Raw genomic sequence first — 24,862 nt, 5'->3', positions numbered from 1 at the left:
TCACCAAAGACCTTATGACGGAATTTTTGCTGACCCGCAGTGGCTGTGACAGCCCGCCAATGCGTTCAGACCCATCCCGCGTAGCGACTATGGACGAGGGACGCGTGGACATAATCGATCATCGTGATGAAATCGAATACCGGCAAACCAGTCGCCCGCTGAACATCGTGGGCGTAAGGCGGAAGATCTGAACACTCCAGAAGAATGGCCCCAAGGTCAGGGTACTGCCGCTGCAGCTCCGTCGCGACACCGACGACGCCTTCTCTTACGGCATCATCATCAAGCGTTCCATCTGGAAAGAAGATTGCCTGCCTGAAGGCCTCGCACTTCTCCATACCGCCAACAGCGAGCAGCGTTTCGCGCGCGATACCGCTTTTAACGAGATGTTCTTCGGTCAGGTTTGCGCTGTCGGCCGAGATGATCCCGACCCGTTTGCCGGTAATGTTATGGATAAACGGTACCTGCAGCAAGCTGGACATGAAGACCGGGATATTGACTGCTGCTGCAATTTCTTTCTGAAAGAGCGACATGAATCCGCAAGCGCCGGTAATCGCCCTTACGCCTTCCGCCTCGAGCTTCCTGGCTGCGGCGATAAACGGCTCCAGAAGCGCCGGATCACGGTCGAAGATAAGACGATGGTTATCGGCCCCTTCAACAACGGCATAACGAACCGGAAACGAAAAGGTGGTCGCATTGGCGACATTGCCGGGGATATAGGGATACTCGCAGTCTAGCACCATGATACCAACGGTTTCACCGGTCCAGTTCTGCCTTCTCGATCGTGTCGTGTAAATCATCGTTCAGCCTTGTGAATGCGTGCGACCACCTGAGACGAAGGTGGTCCCGCCGGTCGCGCTGTTTTCTTTCGCCGGCCTTGAGCACACATTCCGCCATTTCACACGACGGCGGCCGCAGCTCTACCGAGTTTGACAGAAGGGGCAGGGTTGATGTTGGCATCTACCGTCTCGGCAAGCGCAATGCTTGTTGAACGACTTGCTCATTGGCGAGCATCGTTCGAACCGTGTAACCTAGTCAGGCGCTCGCCCATTCGACGCAGAGCGAGCGCCCTTTGCAGTTACTTGATCAGGCGCGGCTCGCCGACGTCGGCGGCACTCTTCTGCAGTCCGAACTTCTCGAGAGTTTCGACCAGCTTGCCGGAGGAGCGGATTTCTGCCAGGTCAGCGTTCACTGCGGCGAGCAGATCAGCGTTGTCTTTCGACAGCGGGAGCCCTGCTTGTGCAGCATTCACCGAAGCCTGAACGCGCTCATCCTTCTCGGCCACTTTGAGCTGAATGCCCTTTAGCGCACTGCCGCTCTGCTGCGCCGCGGCACCAACACCGAGACCGTCGATGGCGACTTGGATGCGGCCGGTATCAAGATCCTGATAGAGGGCGACGTAGTTGTTGTAGAGTTTCAGGTCATCTCCAAGGATCGCTTTCAGTTCGTCCACCCAGAGATAGCCCTGAACCGTGCCGACGGAATGACCTTTAAGGTCTTCGATCTTGCTGATCCCCTCCTTGGAGAAGATTCCCATTTCATCGAGATACAGCGGATTGGAGATCGCGACGACCGCGGCACGCGCCTCGGTGCGGTAATAATTGCCGATGGCAACGTCCGTGCGACCGGAGGAAACGTAGGGGACAGCCGTGGCATATTCCACCTTCGTGACCTTGATCTTCAAGCATTCCATTTCGGCGATCGCGGTGACGATATCACCGTCGATACCGCTGACCTCGTTTTCACCCTTCGGGATCGAGAACGGAGGAAAAGTCGGTGCCGATACGGTAAGATATCCCTCCTCGACCGTCTTGAAGGTATGCTTGGGCGTGCATTCCTGCGCGCTTGAGCTGGTTGCATACACCACGCCCGAAGCAGTAATGAGCAGGCAGAGCGCCGAGCGACCGGTGATATTGTTCATAAAATTCCCCTTTTCCGTTTGTGATGGCAGATTAAGAAGCCGCCCGTGCCTCGACCCAGCTCACGATAATGGTCGCGGGCACGCAGACCGCGAGATAGAGAAGGCCTGCAAGCGTAAGTGCGGGCAGATATTGGAACGTATTCGTCCCAATTTCGTAGGCGCGGCTGGTCAGTTCCGGCAGCGCGATTGAAAAACACAGCGACGTTGTCTGGAAAATCAGGATCGCAAACCCGAGAAGAGCCGGGATCGCAACACGCAGGCCCTGAGGCAGGACAACGAAACGCATCGTATCGAGCCGCGTCATCCCGATTGCCAAAGCCGCTTCGCTCTGTCCCGCCGGCACGGACTGGAGCCCGGCCCGGATGATTTCGCTCGAATAGGCTGCAGTCGACCAACTCAGGGCAAGAACGCTTGCTGCGAACGACGAGAGCACCAGGCCCGTGGATGGTAGGCCGAAATAGGCGAACTGGAGCAGCACCAGCGACGGCGCTCCGCGCCCGATTTCAACAACTGCGAGTGCGCCATGGCGGATCGCCTTGCTGCGCGCAATCACGCCCAATGACAGCAGAAAGCCAAATGGCAACCCGATCAACAAACTCGCAGCCGTAACGCCGAGGCTGAGTTTTAGCCCGTTCCATAGGTGCGGGAGCCAATTGCCTGCTTGTTCGAAAAGGACGTTCATCTTGATACCTTTGCGCGCAGGCGACGATCCAGAATGCGCGACAGCCATGCCACCGGCACGCTAAGCACGATGTAGACGACAGCAACAAAACTGAAGACTTCCATGCCCCGGTAAGTCGCCATGGATTGCGCATTGGCCTGGAAGGTGAGCTCGGGCACACCGATCGTCGAGGAAACCGCACTGTCTTTTAGAAGTCCGATCGCGAAAGTGGCCATTGCCGGCAGCGCCACCCGGAGCAACTGAGGCGCAATGACGTCGATCCAAATCCGGACCGGATGCAATCCCAGCGCGGAAGCGCCTTCCACCTGGCCCGAATGGATCGACAGCAGGGCGCCGCGGTAGATTTCAGCCATGTAGGCGGAGGATATCAGGCCCATCCCGACAACAGCCGCAGCGAAGGGAGATATTTTGAAATAGCCGCTGCCAATGCCGAAGAAAATCACGAACAGCCAAACGATGGGCGGAATGCTTCGCACGAGCGTGATGAGGCTGACGGCAAGCAATCTCAACCATAGCCAGCGGCTGCTGCGTGCAAGCATCACCGGCATGCCCAGAACCAGTCCGATCAGCAATGCCGAAGCGGTAACGGCGATGGTCCAGGGGAGACCAACAATGACCTGAGCGGCAATCTCGGTCATCAACGATCCCTCACCGCATGCAGGAAACGCTGGGCGCGGGCCGATTGGGGATTGCGCATGATTTCGGCGCTCGGCCCATACTCGATGATGTGGCCGTCCGCCATAATCATCACATGATCCGAGACGCTTTCCGCGAAGTGCATTTCATGCGTCACAACGATCATGGTCATGCCGTCCTCCGCCAACTCACGCATGACCGACAGAACTTCCAGCCCAAGCTCCGGGTCGAGCGCCGATGTCGGCTCGTCGAACAACATGACCTTCGGGTTGAGCGCAAGCGCGCGCGCAATGGCAATGCGCTGCTGCTGCCCACCGGAACAGCGGTACGGATATTCCTTGGCCTTGGCAGCAAGACCAACCCGATCGAGAAGCTCCATCGACCGGGCATCGGCCTCGGACTGGGAACGCGTCAATACACGCTTTTGGGCCAGACTAACGTTTTCGAGAACCGTCATATGAGGGAACAGGTTGAATGACTGAAAGACCATGCCAGCCAGACGCCGAAGCTGCAGGACCTGCTTTTGGCTCGGGTGACGTCCAGCGTCGATCTCAACTCCCGCCAGGCGAATTCGCCCTTCATCAGGGGTCTCCAGGAAGTTTATGCAGCGCAACAGCGTGCTCTTGCCCGACCCGCTTGGACCAATAATGGCAAGCACTTCACCCTGCGCGACGTCGAAATCGATTCGGTCAAGCACAGTCAGCGAACCGAAGCTTTTCTTCAGCTCCGAAACGTGGACCAAAGGCTGCTTCGGCATGTTGTCGCTCAATGCTTGTCCCACCTCTTCCATTGTAACGCGCCCCCCAAGCACCGACGGTCCGTGGCCGCGGCAAATTCCCAGACAAACAGGCAAGGCGCTAGATTTGCTCCCCAGCGCGCACTAAGGTCCGTGGTGACAAACGCCGATGACCGCCGATTTTGCACCGTCACTGTGCAGGAAGCCGGCCCTGAGCCAAATCAAGAAAATTGGCAGAACGGCAAGAATTTCTTGACTCTGGACACTCTCAGCCTGCCGGGGGTATTGCGCACCTGCTCAAACGGGCAGTGAGGCCGAGTTAATACGGCCGACAGTCCAATCGCCAAAGATTTCGGCTATGAATTCATAGGAGGGACTGGTCGGCTCGATGATCAAGACCGACGCTACTGCCCGGCGCTCTCGCCTAAGGTGATACAGCATGACCGATGGCTTCGGTGGTGGCGCTCGCTGTCGCGACGGGATCCTCGATCGAATCTTGGTACGCGTCACTCGGCGGACAAATCGCGATACAATGGGCCTTCATTACGCCGTCCAGTGTGAAGAAGGTGCCTCCATAGCAGAAGGCCATGCGCCCAGTCGTTGACGCCGAATGGGGTGCTACCACAGACAGAATTCCGCCAGCGCCAATGTCCTGCGACAGTGCTTTCGCCATAGCCAGCCAGCCTTGACTCGCGCAGCAAATTGGAACAAAAAGAGAACACTTATGGAGGCTCTCTCATGCATAAGACAGACACCGTAATCGCCCGAGCTCTCGCCGAAGTCGCGGCCTCCAAAGCGCTCCGCGAGCGCATCCTTGCCCGCCGCCAAGAGATGCAGAAGCGGCTGGACGCCCCTCGCCCACTTTATGTGCTGGCCAACAAAAAGGCCCAGATGGAGTTGCCACTTCAATGACTGCCGAAGCAAAGAAAGAGGAGCCACCTCGAGATGAGGCAGCCGAAGTACTCAAGCTCCACCACGGCGACGCAATGGAAGCCATCAGAACATTGCTCGCCGAACGCGACAGTCTGGAAGAGCGGCTGGCTACTGCCGTCATCATCTTGGGGACAGGCTACACCCGTGGCTGGCGGCCCTAACCGTGCCCGAGAGCTACCAGCGCGGCTTCATTCACCCGGCCGTCCGGGCGAAGATGCACACATTGGCGAAAGCCGACGAGAACGGCCAGCTTCTGAAGGTTAGATGCGCCCTGTGCAGTGTGTCGCACTTCTACCGTCCCAGTGACCTCGTGCAATTGTTCGGTGAGGTTACAATCCTGGACCTCGATGGCCGCTTCCGCTGCAGCCGCTGTGGGTCAAGGGACGGCATCAACCTGACGTACATAAATCCAAGTGCGGCGGAGCGGATGAAGATGACCGTGCGGCACCTGGTGAAGGTGCGGAGCATCAAGGTGCCGGTTTGGAAGGATGTGCGGGGTGGAGGTGATGGCTGATCAGGGAGAGCGCGTTACGCGTTTCATAGTCGGCGTCCGTCCAACAAGCTGTCAATTTCTCGGTCATTTGCCAAGCCCAGATAGGCGGCAGTCGAGTACAGATATTTATTCTTATCCGAATGGGGACACATGAGCTCGACCTATCTGCAGAAACTGAACGACCGCCAGCGCGAGGCGGTCGAACATGGCGTCGGACTGCCGGATGGAGCGCTTGGCGGCCCTCTGCTGATCATCGCAGGTGCCGGGTCTGGCAAGACCAACACACTGGCGCATCGAGTGGCGCATCTGATCGTCAATCGGGCTGATCCGCGACGCATCCTGCTGATGACCTTCTCGCGCAGAGCGGCATCGGAAATGGCGCGTCGCGTCGAGCGCATTTGTCGGCAGGTGCTCGGAGACAATGCGGCGATCATGACCGATGCCCTGGCCTGGGCGGGCACGTTCCACGGCATCGGGGCGCGCCTGCTTCGGATGTATGCCGAGCAGATCGGTCTCAACGTGGATTTCACGATCCATGACCGGGAAGATAGCGCTGACCTGATGAATCTCGTTCGGCACGAGCTCGGCCTGTCGAAGACAGAGAGCCGCTTTCCAACGAAAGGCACCTGCCTTGCGATCTATTCTCGCGTTGTCAATTCCGAAAGCTCCGTCGCCGATGTCCTGAAGGCGACCTACCCATGGGTGGCGGGATGGGAGGCACAGCTCAAGCAGTTGTTTGCGGGGTATGTCGAGGCCAAGCAGGCGCAGAACGTCCTCGACTATGATGACCTGCTTCTCTACTGGGCGCAGATGGTCTCCGATCCGGAGCTCGCCGAGGACATCGGCAATCGGTTCGACCACGTCCTCGTCGACGAGTACCAGGACACCAATCGCCTGCAGGCTTCGATCCTGTTGGCGTTGAAGCCTGGCGGGCGCGGCCTGACGGTGGTCGGCGACGATGCCCAGTCGATTTACTCCTTCCGAGCGGCAACGGTGCGCAACATCCTCGACTTCCCGCAGGAATTTTCTCCGAAGCCTGCGGACGTCATCACGCTCGACCGCAACTATCGATCGACACAACCGATTCTTGCCGCGGCAAATGGCGTCATCGACCTCGCCCGCGAGCGCTTCACCAAGAACCTCTGGACGGATCGGCCGTCAGAGCAGCGCCCGCTTCTTGTCACCGTGAAGGACGAAGCCGACCAGGCAAACTATATCGTCGAGCAGGTGCTGGCAAACCGCGAGGTCGGCATCACCCTCAAGCAGCAGGCCGTGCTGTTCCGCTCGTCGAACCACAGCGGCGCGCTCGAAGTCGAACTCACGCGGCGCAACATTCCCTTCGTTAAATTTGGCGGGCTCAAGTTCCTCGACAGCGCGCATGTAAAGGATCTGTTGGCGGTCCTGCGGTTCGCCCAGAACCCGCGGGACCGTGTCGCGGGGTTCCGCCTCCTCCAGATGCTACCGGGCATCGGGCCACAAACGGCTGGAAAGATCCTCGACGCCATCGCCGCCGACCCAGAGCCCCTGCTCTCACTCGCTGAAGTTCCGCCTCCGCCAAAGACGGGCGAGGACTGGACCAACTTCGTCACCCTGGTTTCCGGTCTGAGGAAGGCGGGCGGTGGCTGGCCTGCGGAGATCGCCACGGCTCGTGCCTGGTACGAACCCCATCTGGATCGCATCCACGAGGACGCCGACACCCGCAAGGCAGACCTCCTGCAACTCGAGCAGATCGCAGCTGGCTATCCGAGCCGGGAAAGGTTCCTGACCGAACTCACCCTCGATCCGCCTGATGCGACAAGTGATCAGGCAGGCGTTCCGCTGCTCGACGAAGACTATCTCATCCTCTCGACCATTCACTCCGCCAAGGGACAGGAGTGGCGCTCGGTGTTCATGTTGAACGTCGTCGACGGGTGCATTCCCTCCGATCTCGGCGTCGGCACAACGGCGGAACTGGAGGAAGAGCGCCGGTTGCTCTATGTTGGTATGACGCGGGCGCGAGACAGCCTAGCGCTCATTACTCCGCAACGTTTCTTCACCCATGGCCAGAACAGCCAGGGTGATCGGCACGTTTACGCGTCCCGGACCCGGTTCATCCCTGCCACGCTGTTGCAGTTCTTCGAGGCGACGACTTGGCCGAAGGTAGCGGCAAGCGCCAATGAACGTAGTGCGCGTGAGGTGCGGATCGACGTCGCCGCCAGGATGCGTTCGATGTGGAAGTGAGCAGAAGGGATAAGCTTTGATCGACGATCCAGCCCCTCTGATCCGGAAGATCATCCACGTGGACATGGATGCCTTCTATGCGTCCGTCGAACAGAGGGACGACCCGGGCCTGCGTGGCAAACCAGTGGCAGTCGGGAGCCCTGCGGCCCGCGGGGTTGTGGCGGCAGCAAGCTATGAGGCGCGCACGTTCGGCGTCCGCTCGGCCATGCCGTCGGTCACGGCCGCTCGCAAGTGCCCAGATCTTGTTTTCGTCAAGCCTCGGTTCGACGTCTATCGCGTTGTTTCCCAGCAGATCAGGGCGATCTTCGCCGAGTACACGCCATTCATCGAACCGCTGTCGCTCGACGAGGCCTATTTGGACGTGACCGAGAACCTGAAGGGCATGACGATTGCAACTGACATTGCCCTGGAAATCCGTGCCCGCATCAAGGAAGTTACAGGACTGAACGCGTCGGCGGGGATCTCCTACAACAAGTTCCTGGCCAAGATGGCGAGTGACCTGAACAAGCCGAATGGCCAGGCGGTGATTACCCCGAAGAATGGACCCGCCTTCGTCGAGACACTGCCCGTGAAAAAGTTTCACGGGGTCGGTCCGGCGACCGCAGAGAAGATGCTGCGATTGGGAATAGAGACCGGCGCAGACCTCAAGGCGAAATCGCTTGAGTTTCTGAGCGAGCACTTTGGCAAGTCGGGGCCGTACTTCTATGGAATTGCCCGCGGGATAGCGACGGCTCGAACCCGATCGCGAACGGAAGTCCGTCGGTGCCGAGGATACATTTGCAAGTGACATCTCGGAGCTGGATGCGGCCCTAGCAGAACTCGCGCCCCTCGCCCGCAAAGTCTGGCAGTATTGCGAAAGCCATCAGATTGCGGCGAAGACTGTCACACTGAAGGTCAAGTATGCGGACTTCCAGCAGATCACGCGTAGTCGAACTCTTGCTAGATCCTTTTCTGACTAGCACGAAATGCTGGGCATCACGAGGTTACTGTTGGAAGCGGCCTATCCGTTTCCCAAAGCCATTCGACTGCTCGGGGTGAGGCTTTCCTCTCTAGGCACCAAAGAAACGCCGGGAAGACAGCTTGCTCTATCGCTACCTAAATGACGGCTGCACCTGTTCGACATTACCAACCCAGGATTTTTGCGGCATTCGGTAGCAAACGCGCGGCAAGGCAAGGCATGAGCGACGCGCCAAGAGAACAATCGTCAGTCCATTATCTCTGAGGTATTTCATCGCGAACTCCACGTTTCCTGTTGTGGCATTGGCGGCGAAACGCCGTGTTGGCAGAGCTTGTTCCGATCTAGCGGACTCGCCTCTGCGGAAAACGCGGGCCCGGCGTGTTGGGCATGGAACTCATTACATCGACGATAACCGCCTTTAGAATGCGGAGACGGAAGAAAGCCATTGTTCGGTTCGCGCCACCTCCATTTGCACTGAAAACCGCTTTCCGAGAAGCTCTACAGCAGCGTCGTGGGTTTGGTCGGTCGTGCTGCACACCGCGTCTTTCAGCAGCACTACCTTGTATCCGAGATCGATAGCGCCCAGGGCCGCAGCCAACACACAAACATCAGTCTCCCCACCGGTGATCACCAGCGCCTCGATTCCTTGATGGGATAAGGCGCTGTGTAGCCTGCCGTCGGTCCACGGCGAGTACGTCATTTTGTCGAATATCCGCGCCGGCGGCACCATCTGCTTAAGTTCGGCCACGAGATCGACCAGGCCGGGATCCATTTGCGTTGTTGTCATCATTGGCCACTTTTCATAGTAGGCGCGCCACATCCCTGGCAGTTCGTCAGGAGATGACGGTGGGATGAACCGGGTGAATATGGTGCGGTCCGGAAAGCGGGTAGCCACCTCGACGATTTCATCAAACACCTTGGGCATCCAGGCAAGTTGCCATGGCGTGTCTTCGGCAAACATGCGCTGCATGTCTATGCAGAGGTGAATCCAATTTTTCGGTTGCATTTCCAACACCCTTCCAAAACGAGGTCAAAGAACCAGACCTCTGCAGAACTGCCAGCTGACCAACAGAGTTCCGCTAATGAGAGCGACGTCGGAACAAGCGCGTGCCTCAGGTGTTCTCCATGTCGCCGGCCCCCAAATGCGAAAGCCGTTTCGCGCGTCCGTCGACAGGGACCCGTCGCCTCACGAAGTATTTTCGACGGGGAGAACTATGACGGAGCAGACCGAAAATATACACGTGGGCGGCTGCAGATGCGGGCGGGTCAAGTACTTGGTTCGGGGCTCCCCCCATCGCGTGGGCATCTGTCATTGTACCGATTGCCGTCAGGAAAGCGGTTCGGCCTTCACATTCTTTGGTGTCTGGCCGGCATCTTCATTCTCCTCCTCGGGGCGGACCGAAACTCATCAGGGTAGGCGCTTCTGCCCTAACTGCGGGTCGCGGCTATTTTCCTGTGGCGACGGTGAGGCGGAGATCAAAATGGGCACTTTGGATAACGCTCCCACGTCATTTCACCCCACATATGAACTGTGGATCAAGCGACGCGAGCTCTGGCTTGCCCCGGTCAAGGGAGCGGAGCAATTCAAGCGGAATCGCGTCTCAAAGCAAAGCACTTCCTGAGCGGCGGATAGAACTCGGATCGAGCGGGGAAATTGCAGACGTGGACTAGCAAAAACGAAAGGACCGGAAATGTCGAACACTTCAAAAGGTGGACCCGAACCGAAGAATACCGGGACGAGCGACACGACGTTTGGGACGTCAATGGAAAGCAAAGCGCAGATGGCCGATGCTAAAATCATTGCCTCTGCCGACTTCGGCGAGCCGTTGAACGTCTATCGCCTCGTCCCCATCGCCGAGCGGGGTGATCCGCGCTGGCAAAACTGCCCGTCACACGGGGAAGTTATTGTAGCGGCTCGAACAGCGGGCGACGCGAGAATCGTGGCTTCAGGACGGGAACTAGACTATATGGAGGTCGATGCTGCTCCTGCAGACGACGTGACCACGTCTCCGGCGAGCGCCTTTCGATCGGAAAAACTCTACACCGTCATTGAAGTGGAACGCGGGCGAACAGATCTCACCAGAGGAGTACTGACTGGAGAGATATCCGTCGACACCATAAAGCCCGTTCAAGAGTGAAGCCGGCGCGGTCACCTCATGAGGGGCGCTTGAAGCGCCAAATCGTTACGGATGGCTGTCGCGGCGACGCCTCCTTGACCCAACGCATTAGAAATTTGGTCAAGCCCGATAACGAGGTCACCTGCTGCATACAGACCTTGGACGGAGGTTCGCTGGTGGCTGTCGACTTCCACGCAACCATCGACGTTGAGTCGCGCCTCTAAGCCAGCAGCCAGTTCGGACCTCACGATCGATCCCAAGGCCGGGTAGACGGCTTCGAAGAACAAGCTTTGAGCGTGAAGCGATAAAGACAGTCCTCCATTTGTCAGGCTGAACAGCGTAATGGGGCCCTCGATGACACTTATTCCGTGTTGGTCGAGACGGTCGAGGTCGGCATCTAACAGTTCATGTTGTGGTCCTGCGGCGACAAGAGTAATCGAGCGTGAGAAGCTCCTCAAAAACACGGCTTCGTCAGTTCCGCGGTCGCCGGTGCCGATGACTGCGATCTGCTTGTCCGTAACTTCATATCCATCGCAGATAGGGCAATACCGAATTAGGCCTTTTTGGAGGGCGATCCGATGTAGCGTTTTCGGCATCTTCGGTTGTCGATTAACGACGCCCGTCGCAAGCAGAACGCACCTGCTCGACGCACTAAAGCCGTCACTCCGGACCAGAAAAGCAGCGCCTGATTTTGCCAACTGCGTAACCGTGCCAAAGCTGAATTTTACTCCAAATCGACGCGCTTGAGCCCTCATCCTTCGCAAAAGCTCGCGGCCCCGTATACCGTTCGGGTACCCGGCGAGGTTGAACGATAACGGAATAGTTTCAGCGCGGCTCTTACCGTCATCGATCACGAGGACCTTCAAGTGGTAGCGGCTGAGATAGATGGAAGCAGTTAGTCCTGCGGGTCCGCCGCCAACTACAATGCAATCATGCATGTTCCCGATCTCGTTACGGATGGAGAGGTTATCCTCCTCGCGACTGCGGCTGCGATGTTCGACTGAGCCAGGTTGCATCAAATCGCGCTCCATCAACCCTCTAGCTAACGAACCCACTGGCCGTTGGTTCCGGAACACTGACCCAGCTTCCACGTTCCTGGCGCGGAGGAAACGCTAATGGACAAAACTTCAGCCTCGAAGGCCACACCGAAGCCCGACCGCACCAGCCGCCTTAGACGGGCGGCTGTTTTTCGTCAGTTGGGACCGGGCCTTATAACTGGTGCGGCCGACGACGACCCCAGCGGAATCGCAACCTATTCCCAGGCGGGCGCGCAGTTCGGCTTCAACATGCTTTGGACCATGCTGTTCACCTACCCGTTGATGTCTGCGGTACAATTGGTCAGCGCCCGTATCGGCCGCGTCACGGGAAGCGGTCTGGCAAGCAACATTGGTCGCATCTGGCCAAAGAGCGCAGTGCTTGGCCTTGTCGTGCTGTTGTTCGCTGCCAACACAATCAACATCGGGGCGAACCTAGCGGCCATGGGGGCGGCCGGAGAAATGGTAACAGGCATGTCGAGTAAGGTAGCGACAGTGTTGTTCGCCGTCCTGTCACTCGCCCTCCAGATGGCGTTCTCGTACGAAACATACTCGCGCTATCTGAAATGGCTGACCTTCGTCCTTCTGTCGTACTTCGCCGTCCTGTTCGTCGTCGAGATCGACTGGCCGGCAGCGCTAAAGAGTCTTGTCTGGCCAAGGTTTCCGCTGGCTGGTGACAGCTTTACAATGATCGTCGCAATCTTTGGCACGACGATCAGCCCCTATCTATTCTTCTGGCAGTCGAGTCAGGAAGTGGAAGAGATTGAAGCCGCTGACGACGCAGAGCCACTAAAGGAGGCCCCCGAACAAGCGCGCCCGGAAATCAGGCGCATTCGCTGGGATACATTCATTGGCATGGCGGTCTCCAACCTCGTGGCCATCGCCATCATCATCAGTACCGCGGCCACTCTGCATGCCAGCGGCAAAACGGAGGTGGGAAGTGCTGCCGACGTCGCCGAGGCTCTCAAACCTGTCGCTGGGGAATTTGCCTTCGCATTGTTCAGTTTGGGTATCGTCGGGACCGGATTGCTATCCATTCCAGTTCTCGCGGGTTCGGCCGCGTATGCTTTCGGTGAAAGTCAGGGCTGGAAATGTGGCTTGGAAAACAAGCCGTGGGAGGCGCAAGGCTTTTATGGTGTCATTTCAGCCGCTGTCATACTTGGATTGGGTATAGAGTTTTTTGAAATCGATCCAATTTCCGCGCTCTTCTGGAGCGCGGTCATTAATGGGTGTGTTGCCGTGCCGGTTATGGTGGCGATGATGACGGTAGTTGGGAAGCGATCCGTGATGAGAGAATTCACTGCACCACTATTACTTAAACTGGGAGGTTGGGCCGCCACGGCTGCGATGGCCGCTGCGGTGGCGGGAATGGTGGTGTTCTGAGCGGATAACCATCTTGAAGGCCGAAATCTTCGCGCGAGACAAGATTACCGGTCGTTGCCAAACGGATGGTTACACCGAGCGTCAAACGCTGATCATTCCGATCGAACGAGAAGTCGCAGGCGGCCTCTCCAGCATCCTGGATAGTTACCAATCTCCGATCCTTCGCGCCATTCCCGCACCCCCGCCTGCAGGGAGTGCCAAAGTGCGACAGAGGTGAGCTTTGTCATCAGCAAGGGATGATCGCGAACGAGTTTGCGTAAGGCCAGTGTCACCCCTTTGATCCCCGCGCGGGTAACCAGCGAATGACCGCAGTGTTTGACCAATGTCTTTTCTACCACGCTCTGTGGCCCGCGCCGCGCCGCTAGTGCAGGACGGCGCGCCGCCGAGGGTCCTTTTTAGCGGCCTTTCGAATCCGTTTGGGAAGGGCGGAACTCGCAGCATCGCGTATAACCTCCACTGCTGCGCCCGCCCCGCTCTCCAAGGCATGGCCAGCAAGCCGAACCGCCTTTCCGCCCTTTGAAGCGCCTTTCTTCGCGGCATCGGCCACCGGTTTTCGCTCTTCGATGAGAACGGCAGCTGCAGCGGCCGCGCCCGCGGTCAACGCTTTGGCGAGCAGTTCACGGCCTACTTTGCTTCTTATCAGACCAGTTAGTAACGGCGACTTCCGGATGCTCTTGGGCACTTTTAACCCTGCGATCTTTTTCGGTATGTTCGTTTTCTTCGCCATACGCACCTCCCTAGAACCTCCGAAGTGACGCCGTCGGGCTTGGACCCCTGTTCAACGCCGCATGCACGACGTTTTTCGCTAGTTCCGCATTTCGTCAGAACGGGGTTCATCCGCCGAGGTTCCGACTCTTCGGAAACGGTTCACGTTTGCCGCTTCACTGAGCGACAAATGATGTTGGCGGAAGCGGAGCTGTGCTCGCCGGACAATGCGGTCCAAGTGGAACTTCTTCGCGCGCCAGAACTTAGTCCTTATCCCCCAAAGAAGGAGATGGGACATGGCGCGCAAACCTTCCCTGCCCACGAGCGATATCGCAACAATCCACGACCAGAAGCTTCATCGCGGTGAAGGTGGCGAGCTTCACCAAGTGGCCGAGGACGGACATGAAGTCCTTACGACGGCCCAGGGTGCGCCGATTGACGACGACCAGAATTCATTGCGCGTCGGTGCGCGGGGGCCCGCGCTGATTGACGATTTCCATTTTCGCGAAAAGCTCTTTCATTTCGACCACGAGCGCATTCCGGAGCGAGTGGTGCATGCCCGCGGGTATGGCGCACACGGCTTCTTCGAAACGTATGAATCGCTCGCACACTATACGAAGGCAGACTTTCTTCAGCGGGCTGGCGAGAAAACTCCGGCCTTTGTTCGATTTTCCACCGTTGCTGGAAGCAAAGGATCGTTCGATCTTGCCCGAGATGTCCGCGGTTTCGCAGTTAAGCTCTACACCAAGGAGGGGAACTGGGACCTCGTCGGAAACAACATTCCAGTCTTCTTCATCCAGGACGCCATCAAGTTTCCGGACATTATCCACGCGGTAAAGCCGGAGCCGGACCGGGCGTTTCCACAAGCGCAGTCGGCCCACGCCAACTTCTGGGACTTCATCAGCCTGACGCCCGAAAGCATGCACATGATAATGTGGGTGATGTCGGATCGGGCGATTCCGCGTTCGTTCCGTTTCATGGAAGGCTTCGGCGTTCATACGTTCCGCTTCATCAACGCAAAAGAAGAATCGACCTTCGTAAAGTTTCATTGGAAGCCAAAGCTGGGGCTTCAATCCGTCCTGTGGAACGAGGCAGTCAAAATCAACGGCGCGGATCCGGACTTCCATCGACGCGATCTGTGGCAGGCGATCCAGTCGGGCAATTTCCCGGAGTGGGAACTTTGCGTGCAGTTGTTTGACGAGGAGTTCGCTGACAGCTTCGATTTCGACATACTCGATCCGACCAAAATCATTCCCGAAGAGGTCCTCCCCGTTCAGCCCCTCGGGCGGCTTGTTCTGGACCGCATGCCAGAAAACTTCTTCGCCGAAACGGAACAGGTGGCATTCATGACTCAGAACGTCCCTCCCGGTATCGGCTTCAGCAACGATCCGCTCCTCCAGGGACGAAATTTCTCTTACCTCGACACGCAATTGAAGCGCTTGGGAAGTACTAATTTCACTCACCTGCCCATCAACGCACCGAAGTGCCCCTTCCAGCACTTTCAACAAGATGGGCACATGGCCATGAGAAATCCGGTCGGTCGGGTCAATTATCAGCCGAACTCCTGGGGCGAAGGACCACGCGAGTCTCCGGTGTCGGGATACCGTCATTTTCCGTCCGAGGAAGTCGGACAAAAGGTGCGCCTACGCCCTGAGAGCTTTGCCGATCACTACAGCCAGGCACGACAGTTCTTCCTCAGCCAGACCGTTCCCGAGCAGCGCCACATCGCCATGGCTCTGACCTTCGAACTCAGCAAGGTCGAGACGCTGGCAATCCGCGAACGAATGGTGTCACATCTGCTGAACATCGACGAAACACTTGCGGGTAAGGTAGCGACCGCCTTGGGTATCAGTGAAATGCCTCAACCTGCGGATGCGGCCATCCAGCCGAGGCAGGATCTTGAGCCGTCGCCGGCGCTCAGCATCATCGAAAACGGGCCGAAGCGTTTCGAAGGTAGAAAGTTAGGGGTGCTGGTGACCGATGGAAGCGATGCGACCTTGGTCCGGACCCTGGCCACAGCGATCCAAGGCGAGAAGGGTGTTGTCGAATACATCGCTCCAAAGGTCGGCGGCGTCATACTCTCCGACGGGTCGCTACTGGCAGCCCAGCAGATGATCGATGGGGGGCCGTCAGTTCTCTACGATGCGGTCGCTGTATTGCCTGGTGCAGATTTCGCCACTGATTTGTTGAAGGAAGCCGCGGTGCGAGACTTCATTGCCGACGCTTTCACCCACTGCAAATATATCGGATATGTCACCGTAGCTGAGCCACTGTTCGAGAAAGCAGGCGTCGACGAGCTGGACGAAGGAGTGGTCGAGCTTGACGGCAATGAAACCGTTGGAATTTTTGTAGGCGAACTTGGTAAGCTTCGGATCTGGGCCAGGGAGCCAGCGACGAAGCTGTAATAATCGAGCGAAGAGCGGCGTCGGAGCCTCAAAATTCGCGCTGGGAAGCGGCACCGAAGGCGCGATCGTCTTGCGCGCAAACTGGCAGACGGTGAAGTCCTGGAGCCTTTGCACGACAAACCCGGTTGCGTAACTCTCCCCGTCTCCAGGCTACTTGCCTGCTGGTTTGCAAACCTAACGTTTCGCCTTAAAACCTAACGTTTCGCCTTAGATGATGACTTCTTCGAGCTGCCTTCCAGGCTTTTTTTCAGCGCTGCCATCAAGTCGACCACATTGCTCTTGGCGGCCGCCGGAACTTCAACGGGTTTGGCGAACTTTTTCAAGCCCTTTTTTTTGGCCGCTATGATCTTAAGCAGGCTCTCCTGCATCGGGTCTTTCACGAAGGATGGGGACCAGTGCTTCGTCTGCCCCTGGATCACCTCCTGGGCGATCTCGAGGAGTTTGGGGTCCGTATCGGCACTGATGCGGTCGAAATACTCATCCTCGTCGCGGACCTCATCGCCGTAGTGCAGTGTCCATACGACGATGCCGTTGCCTCGGGGTTCGAGCATGATCGCATGCTCCCTGCGTCCGATCACCAGTCGAGATATCCCGACGACATCCTCAGCAGCCATAGCGTCCCGGATGACCGCGAACGCATCTTCACCGACCTTGTCATTGGGGACCAGGTAGTGCGCCTTGTCGAGCCAGATCCAGTCGATCGACTCGCGCGGAACGAAGCTGTTGATTTCGATCGTTCGCACGCTCTCCAGGTTGACCGCCTGAAGTTCGTCCTCTTCGAGGAGAACATACTCGCCTCCCCGTTCAAAGCCTTTGACCTCGTCCTTGTCGGCGACTTCCTTGCCCGTGACGCTGTCCACGTAGTGGGACACGACGCGGTTATGGGTGGCTCTGTTGATCGTATGAAACCGGACCTTTTCGGACTCGCTCGTCGCCGGCGACATGGCAACGGGACACGTGACGAGGGACAGCTTCAGATAGCCTTTCCAGTAGGGACGGACTGCCATGGTGCTCACCCAGCCTTTCTACGTTCGCCGGAAGCTGACTTCTTTCCAGCCTTGGCAGATCCTGCCGCTCTCGACTTGGCGGCGGTTCTGGCTCGCGTTTTTCCCGCAACGCCTGCACTCTCACGCAAAGCCTCCAGTAGACTGCTCGTGCTGTCGACCTTCGGCTCTTTCACCGGTTTGATCGTTTTGCCTTCGGCCTTGGCCTGCACCAGTTCCATCAGGGCCGTGTCGTACCGATCGTCGAATTCCTTGGGATCGAAGCTACCCTTCTTGGTCGCAATGATGTGTTTCGCGAGATCGAGCATTTCCCCTTCGATGTGAACCTTGGGTGCCGCCTCGAACGCCTCTTCAGCGGACCTGACCTCATAGTCGAAGTTCATGGTTGAGGCGATCAGGCCATTACCGTGCGGGCGGATCAAGAGCGTCCGCAATCGACGGAAAAGCACCGCATGGGCAATCGCCGCAACGTTAGAACGCACCAGAGCGTCACGCAGTAGCACGAAGGCCTCTTCACCGACCTTGTCGGGTATCAGATAGTACGGCTTGTCGAGGAAGACCGTGTCGATTTCAGAACTTGGGATATAGTCCGAGACCCGCATTGTCTTGTCGCTCTCAGGAACGATCGCAGCGATCTCATCCGGTTCGATGATGATGTGCTGGTCCTTCTCGACCTCATACCCCTTCACTTGGTCGTCACGTTCGACCGGTTCACCGCTTCCGCTGTCGACATATTCTCGACGAACCTTGTTGCCGGTCTTGCGGTTGATGATGTTGAACCTCACCCGCTCCGAGGAAGACACGGCGGTGTACAAGATGACGGGGCACGTGATCTCGCCGAACGTCAAAAAACCCTTCCACAATGCCCGCGCCACCATACTCGATACCTCCACCGTCCAGAAACGGTGCAAAAGCAATTTGGTTTCTGCGATTCGCGAATCAAATTGTGGCTAAATACGGGTCGTCTATAGGCGTTAGCCGGAAATTGGCCGCCGGTTGTCGCCATCGGGCCCCGGACGCACTGGCAGCTGGTGGCCGGAAGATTGCCACGCTCCAGCATATGACGTTTCCTCTTTCGAAGTTGAAGAACGCCGCTCGAGTGAAAAAGTTACGGCGTCGAACATAATTCAATAGGAAAGCTCCGGATTGAAGCTCGAATGGCTGCGATTCTCGTAGAGAAGTCAGTGTTTCGCGCCCGGATTTCCCCGGGCGCGTTTGCACGTCAGAGATCGCGCCAGCGCCGGCGCTCTTCGTCAATCTGCTCAGGCGTCAGAACAGGGGAAGCCTCATCGAATCGGCTCCATCCGCCCTCCTGGTAGGAGGTCCGACGCGCAACGACATCCACTCGGTTTGAGCGTTGAAGTACGTCCTCCGCTACGGGAACTAGGGGATCGTCGACCTTTGCAACAACCATCGATCCGCCGCGACGAACGCCCTCCGCATACACGTTCGCGTCTTCTTCCGAAACGCCAGCGTTTATCATTGCGCCAATAATGCCACCTGCTGCGCCACCCGCGACAGCGCCAGCCGCAGCCCCAGCAGCTGTAGCAGCCAACCACCCTGCGGCAACGACAGGCCCAACGCCCGGGATTGCCAAAAGCCCCAGACCTGCGAGCAGGCCACCTGTGCCCCCTGCCAATGCGCCCAGTCCAACTCCCGAACTTGCGCCTTCTGCCGCGAACGTTTCATCACCTTCTGAGGCAGATCGATGTGAAACAATGCTTATGTCCTTCGAGGGGATCCCCTCCGATTCCAGTGCGGCCACGGCACGGCGGGCATCGTTATAAGTGTCAAATAGGCCGGTTACGGTTCTCATTTTGTTTCTCCCTTAGAGTGCACTGGCAACAATGTTGCCCTGGTAATCGAGCGAGAGGCCGACAGCCTTCCCGTCCTTCGCTGCCTTCGCCCGCCACACTCCACTCTCATCGAGTTTTAGGTCGGTAATGTCGCTGTACCCAGCTTCAGCGAAACGGTCCTTTGCCTGGCCTTCTGTAAAGCTGTTTTCCCCTGCCACGGGGGCTGCCGGGTTCTGCTGGTCAGGCGTGGCGATCGCTGGGGTATCACCAGGCTTAGCCGCTGGCGCGCTTGTCTGGGCACCAACCGCCGTTGCCGTCGCCGCCAGGACGAAGGCTCCTATAAACATGGATTTCATGAACTTGCTCCTCAGGACCAAAATTGGCATGGACCCAGTGAACAGTTGCCGCGCCCTTTTGTTCCAGACCTTCGTAACCTAGCGATGATGGCGTCTGAGCAGATGAGCGGCGATGAATCCGCCTATGACCACCAGCGATTGTCACCATAGAAGGGAGCGCGGGTTCCGATTCCCACGAAACAAGAGTAGCGCCTTTAGCTCTCCTGCTTTTCACCAGCACTCTTGCCGTCCGAACTCCTCGAACGCTCTTCGAATCGGGGAAGCGCCCTTCTTTTGTGGAGAACTCGATTCGCGCTCTTCCCTGGCCGCATTCTTCATCAGACCGTCGGACGACTGTTTGGCTTTTTCGGCAGGAGATTTCGGATTCTTCATATCTGCCTCCAACGCCTCGATCTATACACGGGCGTTCAGTGACCGTTACGGAGACACCGCGCTCACATCGGCCACTACGGACGGATCCCGACCGCATCATCGGGTCAGCGGTTTGATTGCGAGAGCGGTACATCTATGCAACGCTGATGTTTCGCACCAGTGCGGAGGTCGCGATATGATGGCGACCTTGGAACACTGAACGGGCATGCCAATGGCGAAACAGCCAGCGATAAACAGTGACAATACGGGGCACAAGAGAGCCAGGGGAAGGCGAATCTCCGAGGCGACAGAAAACACGTCCGCCTCCGCCCCGGACATTCCCGTCGTCGGCATCGGAGCCTCGGCAGGCGGCATAGAGGCACTGGGCAGTTTCTTCGATGCCATGCCGCCCGACAGTGGATGCGCCTTCGTGGTGGTTCTACATCTCGATCCCAACCGTGAGAGTGAAATGGCGAGCATCCTCAGCGGACGCACCGCGATGCCAGTGGTGCAGGTCGAGGACGAAATCACGCTTGTGCCTAACCAAGTCTATGTCATCGCCCCCGACACTGATCTTAAATTGACCGAAGGAGGATTGGATGTGTCGCGGCCGATGGAACCGCGCGGGCAGCGGCATCCCGTCGATGTTTTGTTTGCCTCGATCGCGGCGGGGCAGCGGCAACGTTCTGTCGCGATCGTGCTTTCCGGAACAGGTAGCGACGGCACCGAGGGGCTGAAGGAGATCCGCGCAGAAGGTGGCATGAGCCTGGTGCAAGCACCTGATAGTGCAAAGTTTGATGGTATGCCGAGAAGCGCAATTGCCGCGGGTCTTGCCGACCATGTGCTTGCTCCCGACAAAATGCCAGAGACCTTGATCGCCTATGTCCGTCATGGCTACGTTACCACTTCGACTGACGTTGAACCCGTCTCTGCGAAGGGAACGGCAACAATTGAACAAGTTCTGGAGGAAGTGCACGCTAACAGCGGACACGATTTCGGCAATTACAAGCGCAACACGCTCAGGCGACGCATCCATCGCCGCATGGGGCTGCGAAATATCGAGACGCTCGCGAACTATCTCGACGACTTGCGGGAAAACCCGGAAGAAGTTGCGATGTTGGCGGCTGACCTGATGATTAGCGTCACGGGCTTTTTCCGCGACCTAGAAGCATGGAAGGCGCTCGCCGAACTGGTGATTGGGCCTCTTGTTGCAGAGCGCGAGAGCGGCGGATCGATCCGGGTCTGGGTTCCCGCCTGCGCTACAGGAGAAGAAGCCTATTCCGTCGCCATACTGATTACCGAACAGGCCGAAGCTGCCGGAAAGCGCTTCGACCTGAAGGTCTTCGCCACAGATGCGCAGGAGGACAATCTGCGCAAGGCGCGCGAAGGCATCTATCCCGCCGCCGCCCTCGCAGGATTCCCGCCCGAGCGCATCCGGCGCTTCTTCGAAAGGCTTGACGGCTCCTATCAGGTCAGCAAGCAGCTTCGCGACATGGTGCTGTTCGCGACACAGAACTTGCTACGCGATCCGCCGTTCTCACGTTTGGACCTTGTTACCTGCCGCAATTTCCTGATCTATCTGGAAGCAGAGGCCCAACAACGCGTCATCGCCCAATGGCACTACGCCCTGCACCCCGATGGGCATCTGTTCTTGGGCAATGCCGAGACAATCGGACGATATGACGATCTCTTCGACACCATCTCGAAGAAATGGCGCATCTACAGGAGGACCGGGCCGACCCGGCACAATCTCATCGACTATCGCCAGGTACGTGACCGGGACGAGCCTGGCTCTGCGGGCGAGTCGCGGCCGACGCCATCGCAAACGACCTCCGAGCCTATGGCCGACATCGCGCGCAGGGCCTTGCTGGAGCGTGCACCTGCTTCTGTGTTGATCGACCACAAGGGCCGCGTCGTGTACTTCCACGGATCAACGCGTGATTACCTGGAGCAGCCATCGGGCGAGCCAACGAGGGATCTGTTGGCAATGGCGCGTGATGGATTGGGCCTGAAACTTCGCGGTGCGATACGCGAAGCCTCGAAAGGCGGCAAGATCATTTCGGTCCATGGCCGTGTACTTCAGAGCGGAGAGCCACGGGATGTGGAGATAACGGTGACGCCGTTGCCCACATCACCACAAGGCGGCAAGCTCACTCTGGTGAGCTTCGTGCCAAGGGTGCCAATTGCAAAATCGAACCAGGCGAACGTTCGCGACGATATCATGGAAACGACTTCCGGCGAGCAAGCACTCGAGGACGAGCTGATTTTGATGCGCGCCGAGTTGCGCAACACCATCGAGCATCTTGAAACCGTGAACGAGGATTTGAAGGGCTCGAACGAGGAAGCGATCTCGATGAACGAGGAGCTACAATCCACCAACGAGGAACTGGAAACCTCCAAGGAGGAGTTGCAGTCATTCAACGAGGAACTGAACACCGTCAACAGCCAGCTTCAGCACAAGATCTCCGAGCTCGAGCGCACCACCAATGACCTGAACAACCTGCTGGCGGGATCGGAGACGGCAACGCTGTTTCTGGATGACAAGCTGACGATCAACTGGTTCGCACCCGCCACGAAGGAACTGTTCGATCTGGTGTCGTCCGACATTGGTCGCCCCATCTCGCACTTTGCACGGAAGTTCTTGGACGAGAACCTGCTCTGCGACGCCCGGACTGTGCTCAAGAACCTCACCACCATCGAGTCCGAGGTCACGAGCGATGCAGGACGCTGGTACCTGCGGCGGATGCTCCCCTACCGTACGCGCGACAACCACATCGCTGGCGTTGTCATCACCTTTAGCGACATTACCGAGCGGCAAACCGCCGCCCAGGCGGCCAACGACGCGAGAGTTTATGCCGAGGCCATCGTGGAAACGATCAGGCAGCCCTTGCTTGTTCTGGACGGTGACCTGCGGGTTCAGTCAGCCAATGCCGCCTTTTATCAGTTGTTCCAGGTCAACGAGAAGGAAACGCGAGGCAACCTGCTTTATGATCTTGGCAACCGGCAATGGGACATTCCCGCGCTACGGACGCTCCTTGAGGCTGTGCTTCCGAAAAGCCAGGACGTCACCGACTACGAAGTCGAACACGAGTTTCGTGACATCGGTCACCGCTTGATGATGCTCAATGCACGAAAGCTCGTCCAGGGAGGCGGCCGACACGAGTTGATCTTGCTCGCGATCGAGGACATCACCGACCGCAGAAGGGGCGAGAGTGCCGTCCGCGCCAGCGAACAGCACTTCAAGGAACTCATTGAGGCGCTGCCGGGTGCAGTCTACACCACAGATGCGGAGGGCCGGATCACATCCTATAATCCAGCCGCAGCCGAACTGTGGGGTCGCAAACCGGCATTGGGCTCGGATGCATGGTGTGGCTCCTGGCGCATGTATCGCCCCGACGGCACGATCTTACCCCATGACGAGTGCCCGATGGCGATCGCACTGAAAGAGAAGCGGGCGATAGAGGGTACCGAAGCGGTGGCCGAGCGTCCCGACGGCGTTCGCGTGCCCTTCCTGGCCTACCCTACCCCCTTGCGCGACGCCTCGGGCAAGGTAACCGGGGCAGTGAACATGCTGGTGGATATCACCGAGCGAAAGCAGGCTGAAGCGGTGGCGCAACGCCTGGCCGCGATCGTCGAGTCATCGGACGACGCCATCATAAGCAAATCGCTCATGGGCACCGTGACGAGTTGGAATACAGGGGCAGAACGTCTTTTCGGCTATGCTGCCAACGAAATTGTCCACAAATCCATCATGACCTTGGTGCCGCCGGACCGCCACGATGAGGAATTGGGTATCCTCGAGCGTGTCGGACGGGGCGACCACATTCAGCATTACGAAACGCTTCGCAGGAGGAAGGATGGAACCCTAGTCTGGGTTTCGCTGACCGTTTCGCCGCTGAGGAACAGTGCAGGCAGGGTCATCGGTGCGTCCACGATTGCAAGAGACATGACCGAACGCCGACGCGCCGACGAGCACCGGAAAACGTTGATGGACGAGCTCAACCATCGGGTCAAGAATACGATGGCAGTCATCCAGTCTATCGCCTCCCAGACACTTGGTCACGCATCAACGCTGGACGAAGCGCGGGATGCTTTCGGTTCGCGGCTGATCAACTTGGCCAAGGCGCACGATGCCTTGACACGTGAGAGCTGGCAAAGCGCCAATCTGGCCGACATCGTCATCGATACTGTCAAGCCGCACGCTGGGGGTGAAAACCGCTTCAGGGTCGAAGGCCCCGACATCAGGCTCGCTCCGAGCGCTGCGCTCGCGTTCTCCATGGCTCTGCACGAACTCAGCACGAATGCCGCCAAGTACGGCGCGCTTACCTCGGAAGGCGGACAGGTCGTGGTCGTGTGGCAGATCGAAGAGGAGGACGCCGACCGCCGTCTTGTCCTGCATTGGCATGAGCGTGGCGGACCGCCGGTGGCCATGCCGACGCGCAGGGGGTTCGGCTCGCGCCTGATCGAGCGTGCACTCGCGTCGGAACTTAACGGAGAGGTGCGAGTTGAGTACAAGTCCTCCGGCCTCGAGTGCACCATTATTGCACCAATGCCCGCTGGCCGAGAAATTATGGGAGGGCGTAGTGGCCAGGCCGGTAACGAGGCGAATTCTGATCGTTGAGGATGAGTTCCTCGTAGCCATGGAACTTGAGGACCTATTGATCGGAATGGAACATGAAGTAGTTGCAAGTGTCGCGTGGCTTGATAAGGCATTACAATTGGCCGCTCATGCTGATATCGATTTCGCGATTCTTGATATCAACCTCGGTGGAACAAAGTCGTTTCCTGTGGCTACGATACTGCGCCGACGCAATATACCCTTCCTATTCGCAAGTGGGTACGGCTCCCCCGGGCTTTCGGAAGAGTTTAGCAATGAGCTCACCTTGCAAAAGCCCTATTGTTCTCAGGATCTGAAGCGGGCCATCGTGCAGGCCTGTACGCGGTTGATCTGAACACTCAAACCACTTCTTCAGTGCGTTGAGCGATCACCATGAGAAACCTCTGACGCATGCGGACCGCTAAATACTGACCCTCGGAATGTGTGGAGGTAAAGGTCACGTGAACCGGGGTGCGGTTGCAGTTCAGGTAACGGTATTTTTGGACGCCTTCGAGATTCCCTCTCTATCCAATTACCT

23 protein-coding genes and 1 pseudogene are annotated in these 24,862 nt (G+C 58.0%); 11 read left to right on the top strand and 13 right to left on the bottom strand.

The annotated features are described in order from the left end of the window. Positions 1–65: 65 nt before the first annotated feature. The 5 genes from IB238_RS23650 to IB238_RS23630 all read right to left on the bottom strand — a co-directional run bounded on the left by IB238_RS23650 (position 66) and on the right by IB238_RS23630 (position 3,993). The gene (locus IB238_RS23650; RefSeq protein WP_192253111.1) at positions 66–797 is read right to left on the bottom strand and encodes an aspartate/glutamate racemase family protein; all 732 of its coding nucleotides are present in this window, start codon (positions 795–797) and stop codon (positions 66–68) included. Positions 798–1,075: 278 nt separating this feature from the next. Beyond that, the gene (locus IB238_RS23645) at positions 1,076–1,918 is read right to left on the bottom strand and encodes a transporter substrate-binding domain-containing protein (protein WP_192253108.1); all 843 of its coding nucleotides are present in this window, start codon (positions 1,916–1,918) and stop codon (positions 1,076–1,078) included. Between the two features lie 31 nt (positions 1,919–1,949). Further along, a complete protein-coding gene (locus IB238_RS23640) occupies positions 1,950–2,600 on the bottom strand; it encodes an amino acid ABC transporter permease (protein WP_192253105.1) in 651 nt (216 codons plus the stop codon). Further along, positions 2,597–3,238: an amino acid ABC transporter permease gene (locus IB238_RS23635; RefSeq protein WP_192253102.1), complete on the bottom strand. Its 642-nt coding sequence runs from the start codon at positions 3,236–3,238 to the stop codon at positions 2,597–2,599. Before IB238_RS23635 ends, IB238_RS23640 begins: the two co-directional genes overlap by 4 nt. Further along, positions 3,238–3,993, bottom strand: a complete 756-nt coding sequence (locus IB238_RS23630) for an amino acid ABC transporter ATP-binding protein (protein ID WP_210333710.1) — start codon at positions 3,991–3,993, stop codon at positions 3,238–3,240. Before IB238_RS23630 ends, IB238_RS23635 begins: the two co-directional genes overlap by 1 nt. Positions 3,994–4,710: 717 nt before the next feature. On the opposite strand from IB238_RS23630, the gene IB238_RS23625 reads away from it, so the two are divergent. The 5 genes and pseudogenes from IB238_RS23625 to dinB all read left to right on the top strand — a co-directional run bounded on the left by IB238_RS23625 (position 4,711) and on the right by dinB (position 8,721). Beyond that, positions 4,711–4,884, top strand: a complete 174-nt coding sequence (locus tag IB238_RS23625; RefSeq protein ID WP_192253099.1) for a hypothetical protein — start codon at positions 4,711–4,713, stop codon at positions 4,882–4,884. Then, complete coding sequence (locus IB238_RS23620; protein WP_192253097.1) at positions 4,881–5,066, top strand: hypothetical protein; 186 nt, start codon at positions 4,881–4,883, stop codon at positions 5,064–5,066. The genes IB238_RS23625 and IB238_RS23620 overlap by 4 nt, the downstream gene beginning before the upstream one ends. A 2-nt stretch (positions 5,067–5,068) precedes the next feature. Continuing rightward, the gene (locus IB238_RS23615) at positions 5,069–5,419 is read left to right on the top strand and encodes a hypothetical protein (RefSeq protein WP_192253094.1); all 351 of its coding nucleotides are present in this window, start codon (positions 5,069–5,071) and stop codon (positions 5,417–5,419) included. A 129-nt stretch (positions 5,420–5,548) separates the two neighbouring features. Then, a complete protein-coding gene (locus IB238_RS23610; protein ID WP_192253091.1) occupies positions 5,549–7,618 on the top strand; it encodes an ATP-dependent helicase in 2,070 nt (689 codons plus the stop codon). 64 nt (positions 7,619–7,682) lie between these two features. Next, a pseudogene (gene dinB / locus IB238_RS23605) lies at positions 7,683–8,721 on the top strand (DNA polymerase IV). 273 nt (positions 8,722–8,994) lie between these two features. Here the strand turns inward: dinB and IB238_RS23600 are convergent. Further along, complete coding sequence (locus IB238_RS23600; RefSeq protein WP_192253433.1) at positions 8,995–9,582, bottom strand: isochorismatase family cysteine hydrolase; 588 nt, start codon at positions 9,580–9,582, stop codon at positions 8,995–8,997. A gap of 208 nt (positions 9,583–9,790) precedes the next feature. Between IB238_RS23600 and IB238_RS23595 the strand changes: the two genes are divergently transcribed. Both IB238_RS23595 and IB238_RS23590 read left to right on the top strand, forming a co-directional pair. Continuing rightward, positions 9,791–10,198 (top strand): GFA family protein, encoded by a 408-nt coding sequence (locus tag IB238_RS23595; RefSeq protein ID WP_192253088.1) that lies wholly within the window; start codon positions 9,791–9,793, stop codon positions 10,196–10,198. Positions 10,199–10,267: 69 nt separating this feature from the next. After that, on the top strand, positions 10,268–10,714 hold the full coding sequence (locus tag IB238_RS23590; protein ID WP_192253085.1) for a hypothetical protein: 447 nt from the start codon (positions 10,268–10,270) through the stop codon (positions 10,712–10,714). 11 nt (positions 10,715–10,725) lie between these two features. Here IB238_RS23590 and IB238_RS23585 read toward each other — a convergent pair whose 3' ends face one another. Then, the gene (locus IB238_RS23585; protein WP_246723810.1) at positions 10,726–11,724 is read right to left on the bottom strand and encodes an NAD(P)/FAD-dependent oxidoreductase; all 999 of its coding nucleotides are present in this window, start codon (positions 11,722–11,724) and stop codon (positions 10,726–10,728) included. An 84-nt stretch (positions 11,725–11,808) separates the two neighbouring features. Here IB238_RS23585 and IB238_RS23580 point away from each other — a divergent pair, with 84 nt between their 5' ends. Next, complete coding sequence (locus IB238_RS23580) at positions 11,809–13,110, top strand: Nramp family divalent metal transporter (RefSeq protein WP_192253082.1); 1,302 nt, start codon at positions 11,809–11,811, stop codon at positions 13,108–13,110. Between the two features lie 361 nt (positions 13,111–13,471). Here the strand turns inward: IB238_RS23580 and IB238_RS23575 are convergent, their stop codons facing one another. Beyond that, positions 13,472–13,837, bottom strand: coding sequence for a hypothetical protein (locus tag IB238_RS23575; protein ID WP_192253079.1), 366 nt, complete (start codon positions 13,835–13,837; stop codon positions 13,472–13,474). Between the two features lie 274 nt (positions 13,838–14,111). On the opposite strand from IB238_RS23575, the gene IB238_RS23570 reads away from it, so the two are divergent. Continuing rightward, complete coding sequence (locus tag IB238_RS23570; RefSeq protein ID WP_192253076.1) at positions 14,112–16,220, top strand: catalase; 2,109 nt, start codon at positions 14,112–14,114, stop codon at positions 16,218–16,220. 194 nt (positions 16,221–16,414) lie between these two features. On the opposite strand, the gene IB238_RS23565 is transcribed toward IB238_RS23570, so the two are convergent. From IB238_RS23565 to IB238_RS23545, 5 genes are all read right to left on the bottom strand, one after another. Next, positions 16,415–17,227, bottom strand: a complete 813-nt coding sequence (locus tag IB238_RS23565) for a Ku protein (RefSeq protein WP_192253074.1) — start codon at positions 17,225–17,227, stop codon at positions 16,415–16,417. 5 nt (positions 17,228–17,232) lie between these two features. Next, the gene (locus tag IB238_RS23560; protein ID WP_192253071.1) at positions 17,233–18,102 is read right to left on the bottom strand and encodes a Ku protein; all 870 of its coding nucleotides are present in this window, start codon (positions 18,100–18,102) and stop codon (positions 17,233–17,235) included. A gap of 344 nt (positions 18,103–18,446) precedes the next feature. After that, positions 18,447–19,040, bottom strand: a complete 594-nt coding sequence (locus IB238_RS24805; protein ID WP_246723809.1) for a general stress protein — start codon at positions 19,038–19,040, stop codon at positions 18,447–18,449. A 12-nt stretch (positions 19,041–19,052) separates the two neighbouring features. Next, entirely contained in the window at positions 19,053–19,376 is a 324-nt protein-coding gene (locus IB238_RS23550; RefSeq protein ID WP_192253065.1) for a PepSY domain-containing protein, read from the bottom strand. 210 nt (positions 19,377–19,586) lie between these two features. Continuing rightward, positions 19,587–19,748 (bottom strand): hypothetical protein, encoded by a 162-nt coding sequence (locus IB238_RS23545; RefSeq protein WP_192253480.1) that lies wholly within the window; start codon positions 19,746–19,748, stop codon positions 19,587–19,589. Positions 19,749–19,959: 211 nt separating this feature from the next. Here IB238_RS23545 and IB238_RS23540 point away from each other — a divergent pair, with 211 nt between their 5' ends. Together IB238_RS23540 and IB238_RS23535 are read left to right on the top strand one after the other, a co-directional pair. Next, positions 19,960–24,348, top strand: a complete 4,389-nt coding sequence (locus IB238_RS23540) for a PAS domain S-box protein (RefSeq protein ID WP_192253062.1) — start codon at positions 19,960–19,962, stop codon at positions 24,346–24,348. Then, positions 24,311–24,679 carry a response regulator gene (locus IB238_RS23535; RefSeq protein WP_348648294.1) on the top strand — a complete coding sequence of 123 codons (369 nt, stop codon included), beginning with the start codon at positions 24,311–24,313 and terminating at the stop codon, positions 24,677–24,679. The genes IB238_RS23540 and IB238_RS23535 overlap by 38 nt, the downstream gene beginning before the upstream one ends. Positions 24,680–24,862: the final 183 nt, after the last annotated feature.

This window comes from Rhizobium sp. ARZ01 (genome assembly GCF_014851675.1).
Classification (GTDB): Bacteria; Pseudomonadota; Alphaproteobacteria; order Rhizobiales; family Rhizobiaceae; genus Mycoplana.
The sequence above is the reverse complement of the archived record's forward strand: the minus strand, read 5'-3'. Positions and strand labels throughout refer to the sequence as shown.

Excerpts from the sequence above, each read along its gene's own strand:
- IB238_RS23590 (WP_192253085.1), top strand. The coding sequence starts at position 10,268 with ATGTCGAACACTTCAAAAGGTGGACCCGAACCGAAGAATACCGGGACG.
- IB238_RS23550 (WP_192253065.1), bottom strand. The coding sequence starts at position 19,376 with ATGAAATCCATGTTTATAGGAGCCTTCGTCCTGGCGGCGACGGCAACG.
- IB238_RS23650 (WP_192253111.1), bottom strand. The coding sequence starts at position 797 with ATGATTTACACGACACGATCGAGAAGGCAGAACTGGACCGGTGAAACC.
- IB238_RS23630 (WP_210333710.1), bottom strand. The coding sequence starts at position 3,993 with ATGCCGAAGCAGCCTTTGGTCCACGTTTCGGAGCTGAAGAAAAGCTTC.
- IB238_RS23585 (WP_246723810.1), bottom strand. The coding sequence starts at position 11,724 with ATGGAGCGCGATTTGATGCAACCTGGCTCAGTCGAACATCGCAGCCGC.
- IB238_RS23625 (WP_192253099.1), top strand. The coding sequence starts at position 4,711 with ATGCATAAGACAGACACCGTAATCGCCCGAGCTCTCGCCGAAGTCGCG.
- IB238_RS23620 (WP_192253097.1), top strand. The coding sequence starts at position 4,881 with ATGACTGCCGAAGCAAAGAAAGAGGAGCCACCTCGAGATGAGGCAGCC.
- IB238_RS23640 (WP_192253105.1), bottom strand. The coding sequence starts at position 2,600 with ATGAACGTCCTTTTCGAACAAGCAGGCAATTGGCTCCCGCACCTATGG.
- IB238_RS23595 (WP_192253088.1), top strand. The coding sequence starts at position 9,791 with ATGACGGAGCAGACCGAAAATATACACGTGGGCGGCTGCAGATGCGGG.
- IB238_RS23545 (WP_192253480.1), bottom strand. The coding sequence starts at position 19,748 with ATGAAGAATCCGAAATCTCCTGCCGAAAAAGCCAAACAGTCGTCCGAC.
- IB238_RS23565 (WP_192253074.1), bottom strand. The coding sequence starts at position 17,227 with ATGGCAGTCCGTCCCTACTGGAAAGGCTATCTGAAGCTGTCCCTCGTC.
- IB238_RS24805 (WP_246723809.1), bottom strand. The coding sequence starts at position 19,040 with ATGAGAACCGTAACCGGCCTATTTGACACTTATAACGATGCCCGCCGT.
- IB238_RS23600 (WP_192253433.1), bottom strand. The coding sequence starts at position 9,582 with ATGCAACCGAAAAATTGGATTCACCTCTGCATAGACATGCAGCGCATG.
- IB238_RS23570 (WP_192253076.1), top strand. The coding sequence starts at position 14,112 with ATGGCGCGCAAACCTTCCCTGCCCACGAGCGATATCGCAACAATCCAC.
- IB238_RS23575 (WP_192253079.1), bottom strand. The coding sequence starts at position 13,837 with ATGGCGAAGAAAACGAACATACCGAAAAAGATCGCAGGGTTAAAAGTG.
- IB238_RS23540 (WP_192253062.1), top strand. The coding sequence starts at position 19,960 with ATGGCGAAACAGCCAGCGATAAACAGTGACAATACGGGGCACAAGAGA.
- IB238_RS23610 (WP_192253091.1), top strand. The coding sequence starts at position 5,549 with ATGAGCTCGACCTATCTGCAGAAACTGAACGACCGCCAGCGCGAGGCG.
- IB238_RS23645 (WP_192253108.1), bottom strand. The coding sequence starts at position 1,918 with ATGAACAATATCACCGGTCGCTCGGCGCTCTGCCTGCTCATTACTGCT.
- IB238_RS23635 (WP_192253102.1), bottom strand. The coding sequence starts at position 3,238 with ATGACCGAGATTGCCGCTCAGGTCATTGTTGGTCTCCCCTGGACCATC.
- IB238_RS23560 (WP_192253071.1), bottom strand. The coding sequence starts at position 18,102 with ATGGTGGCGCGGGCATTGTGGAAGGGTTTTTTGACGTTCGGCGAGATC.
- IB238_RS23580 (WP_192253082.1), top strand. The coding sequence starts at position 11,809 with ATGGACAAAACTTCAGCCTCGAAGGCCACACCGAAGCCCGACCGCACC.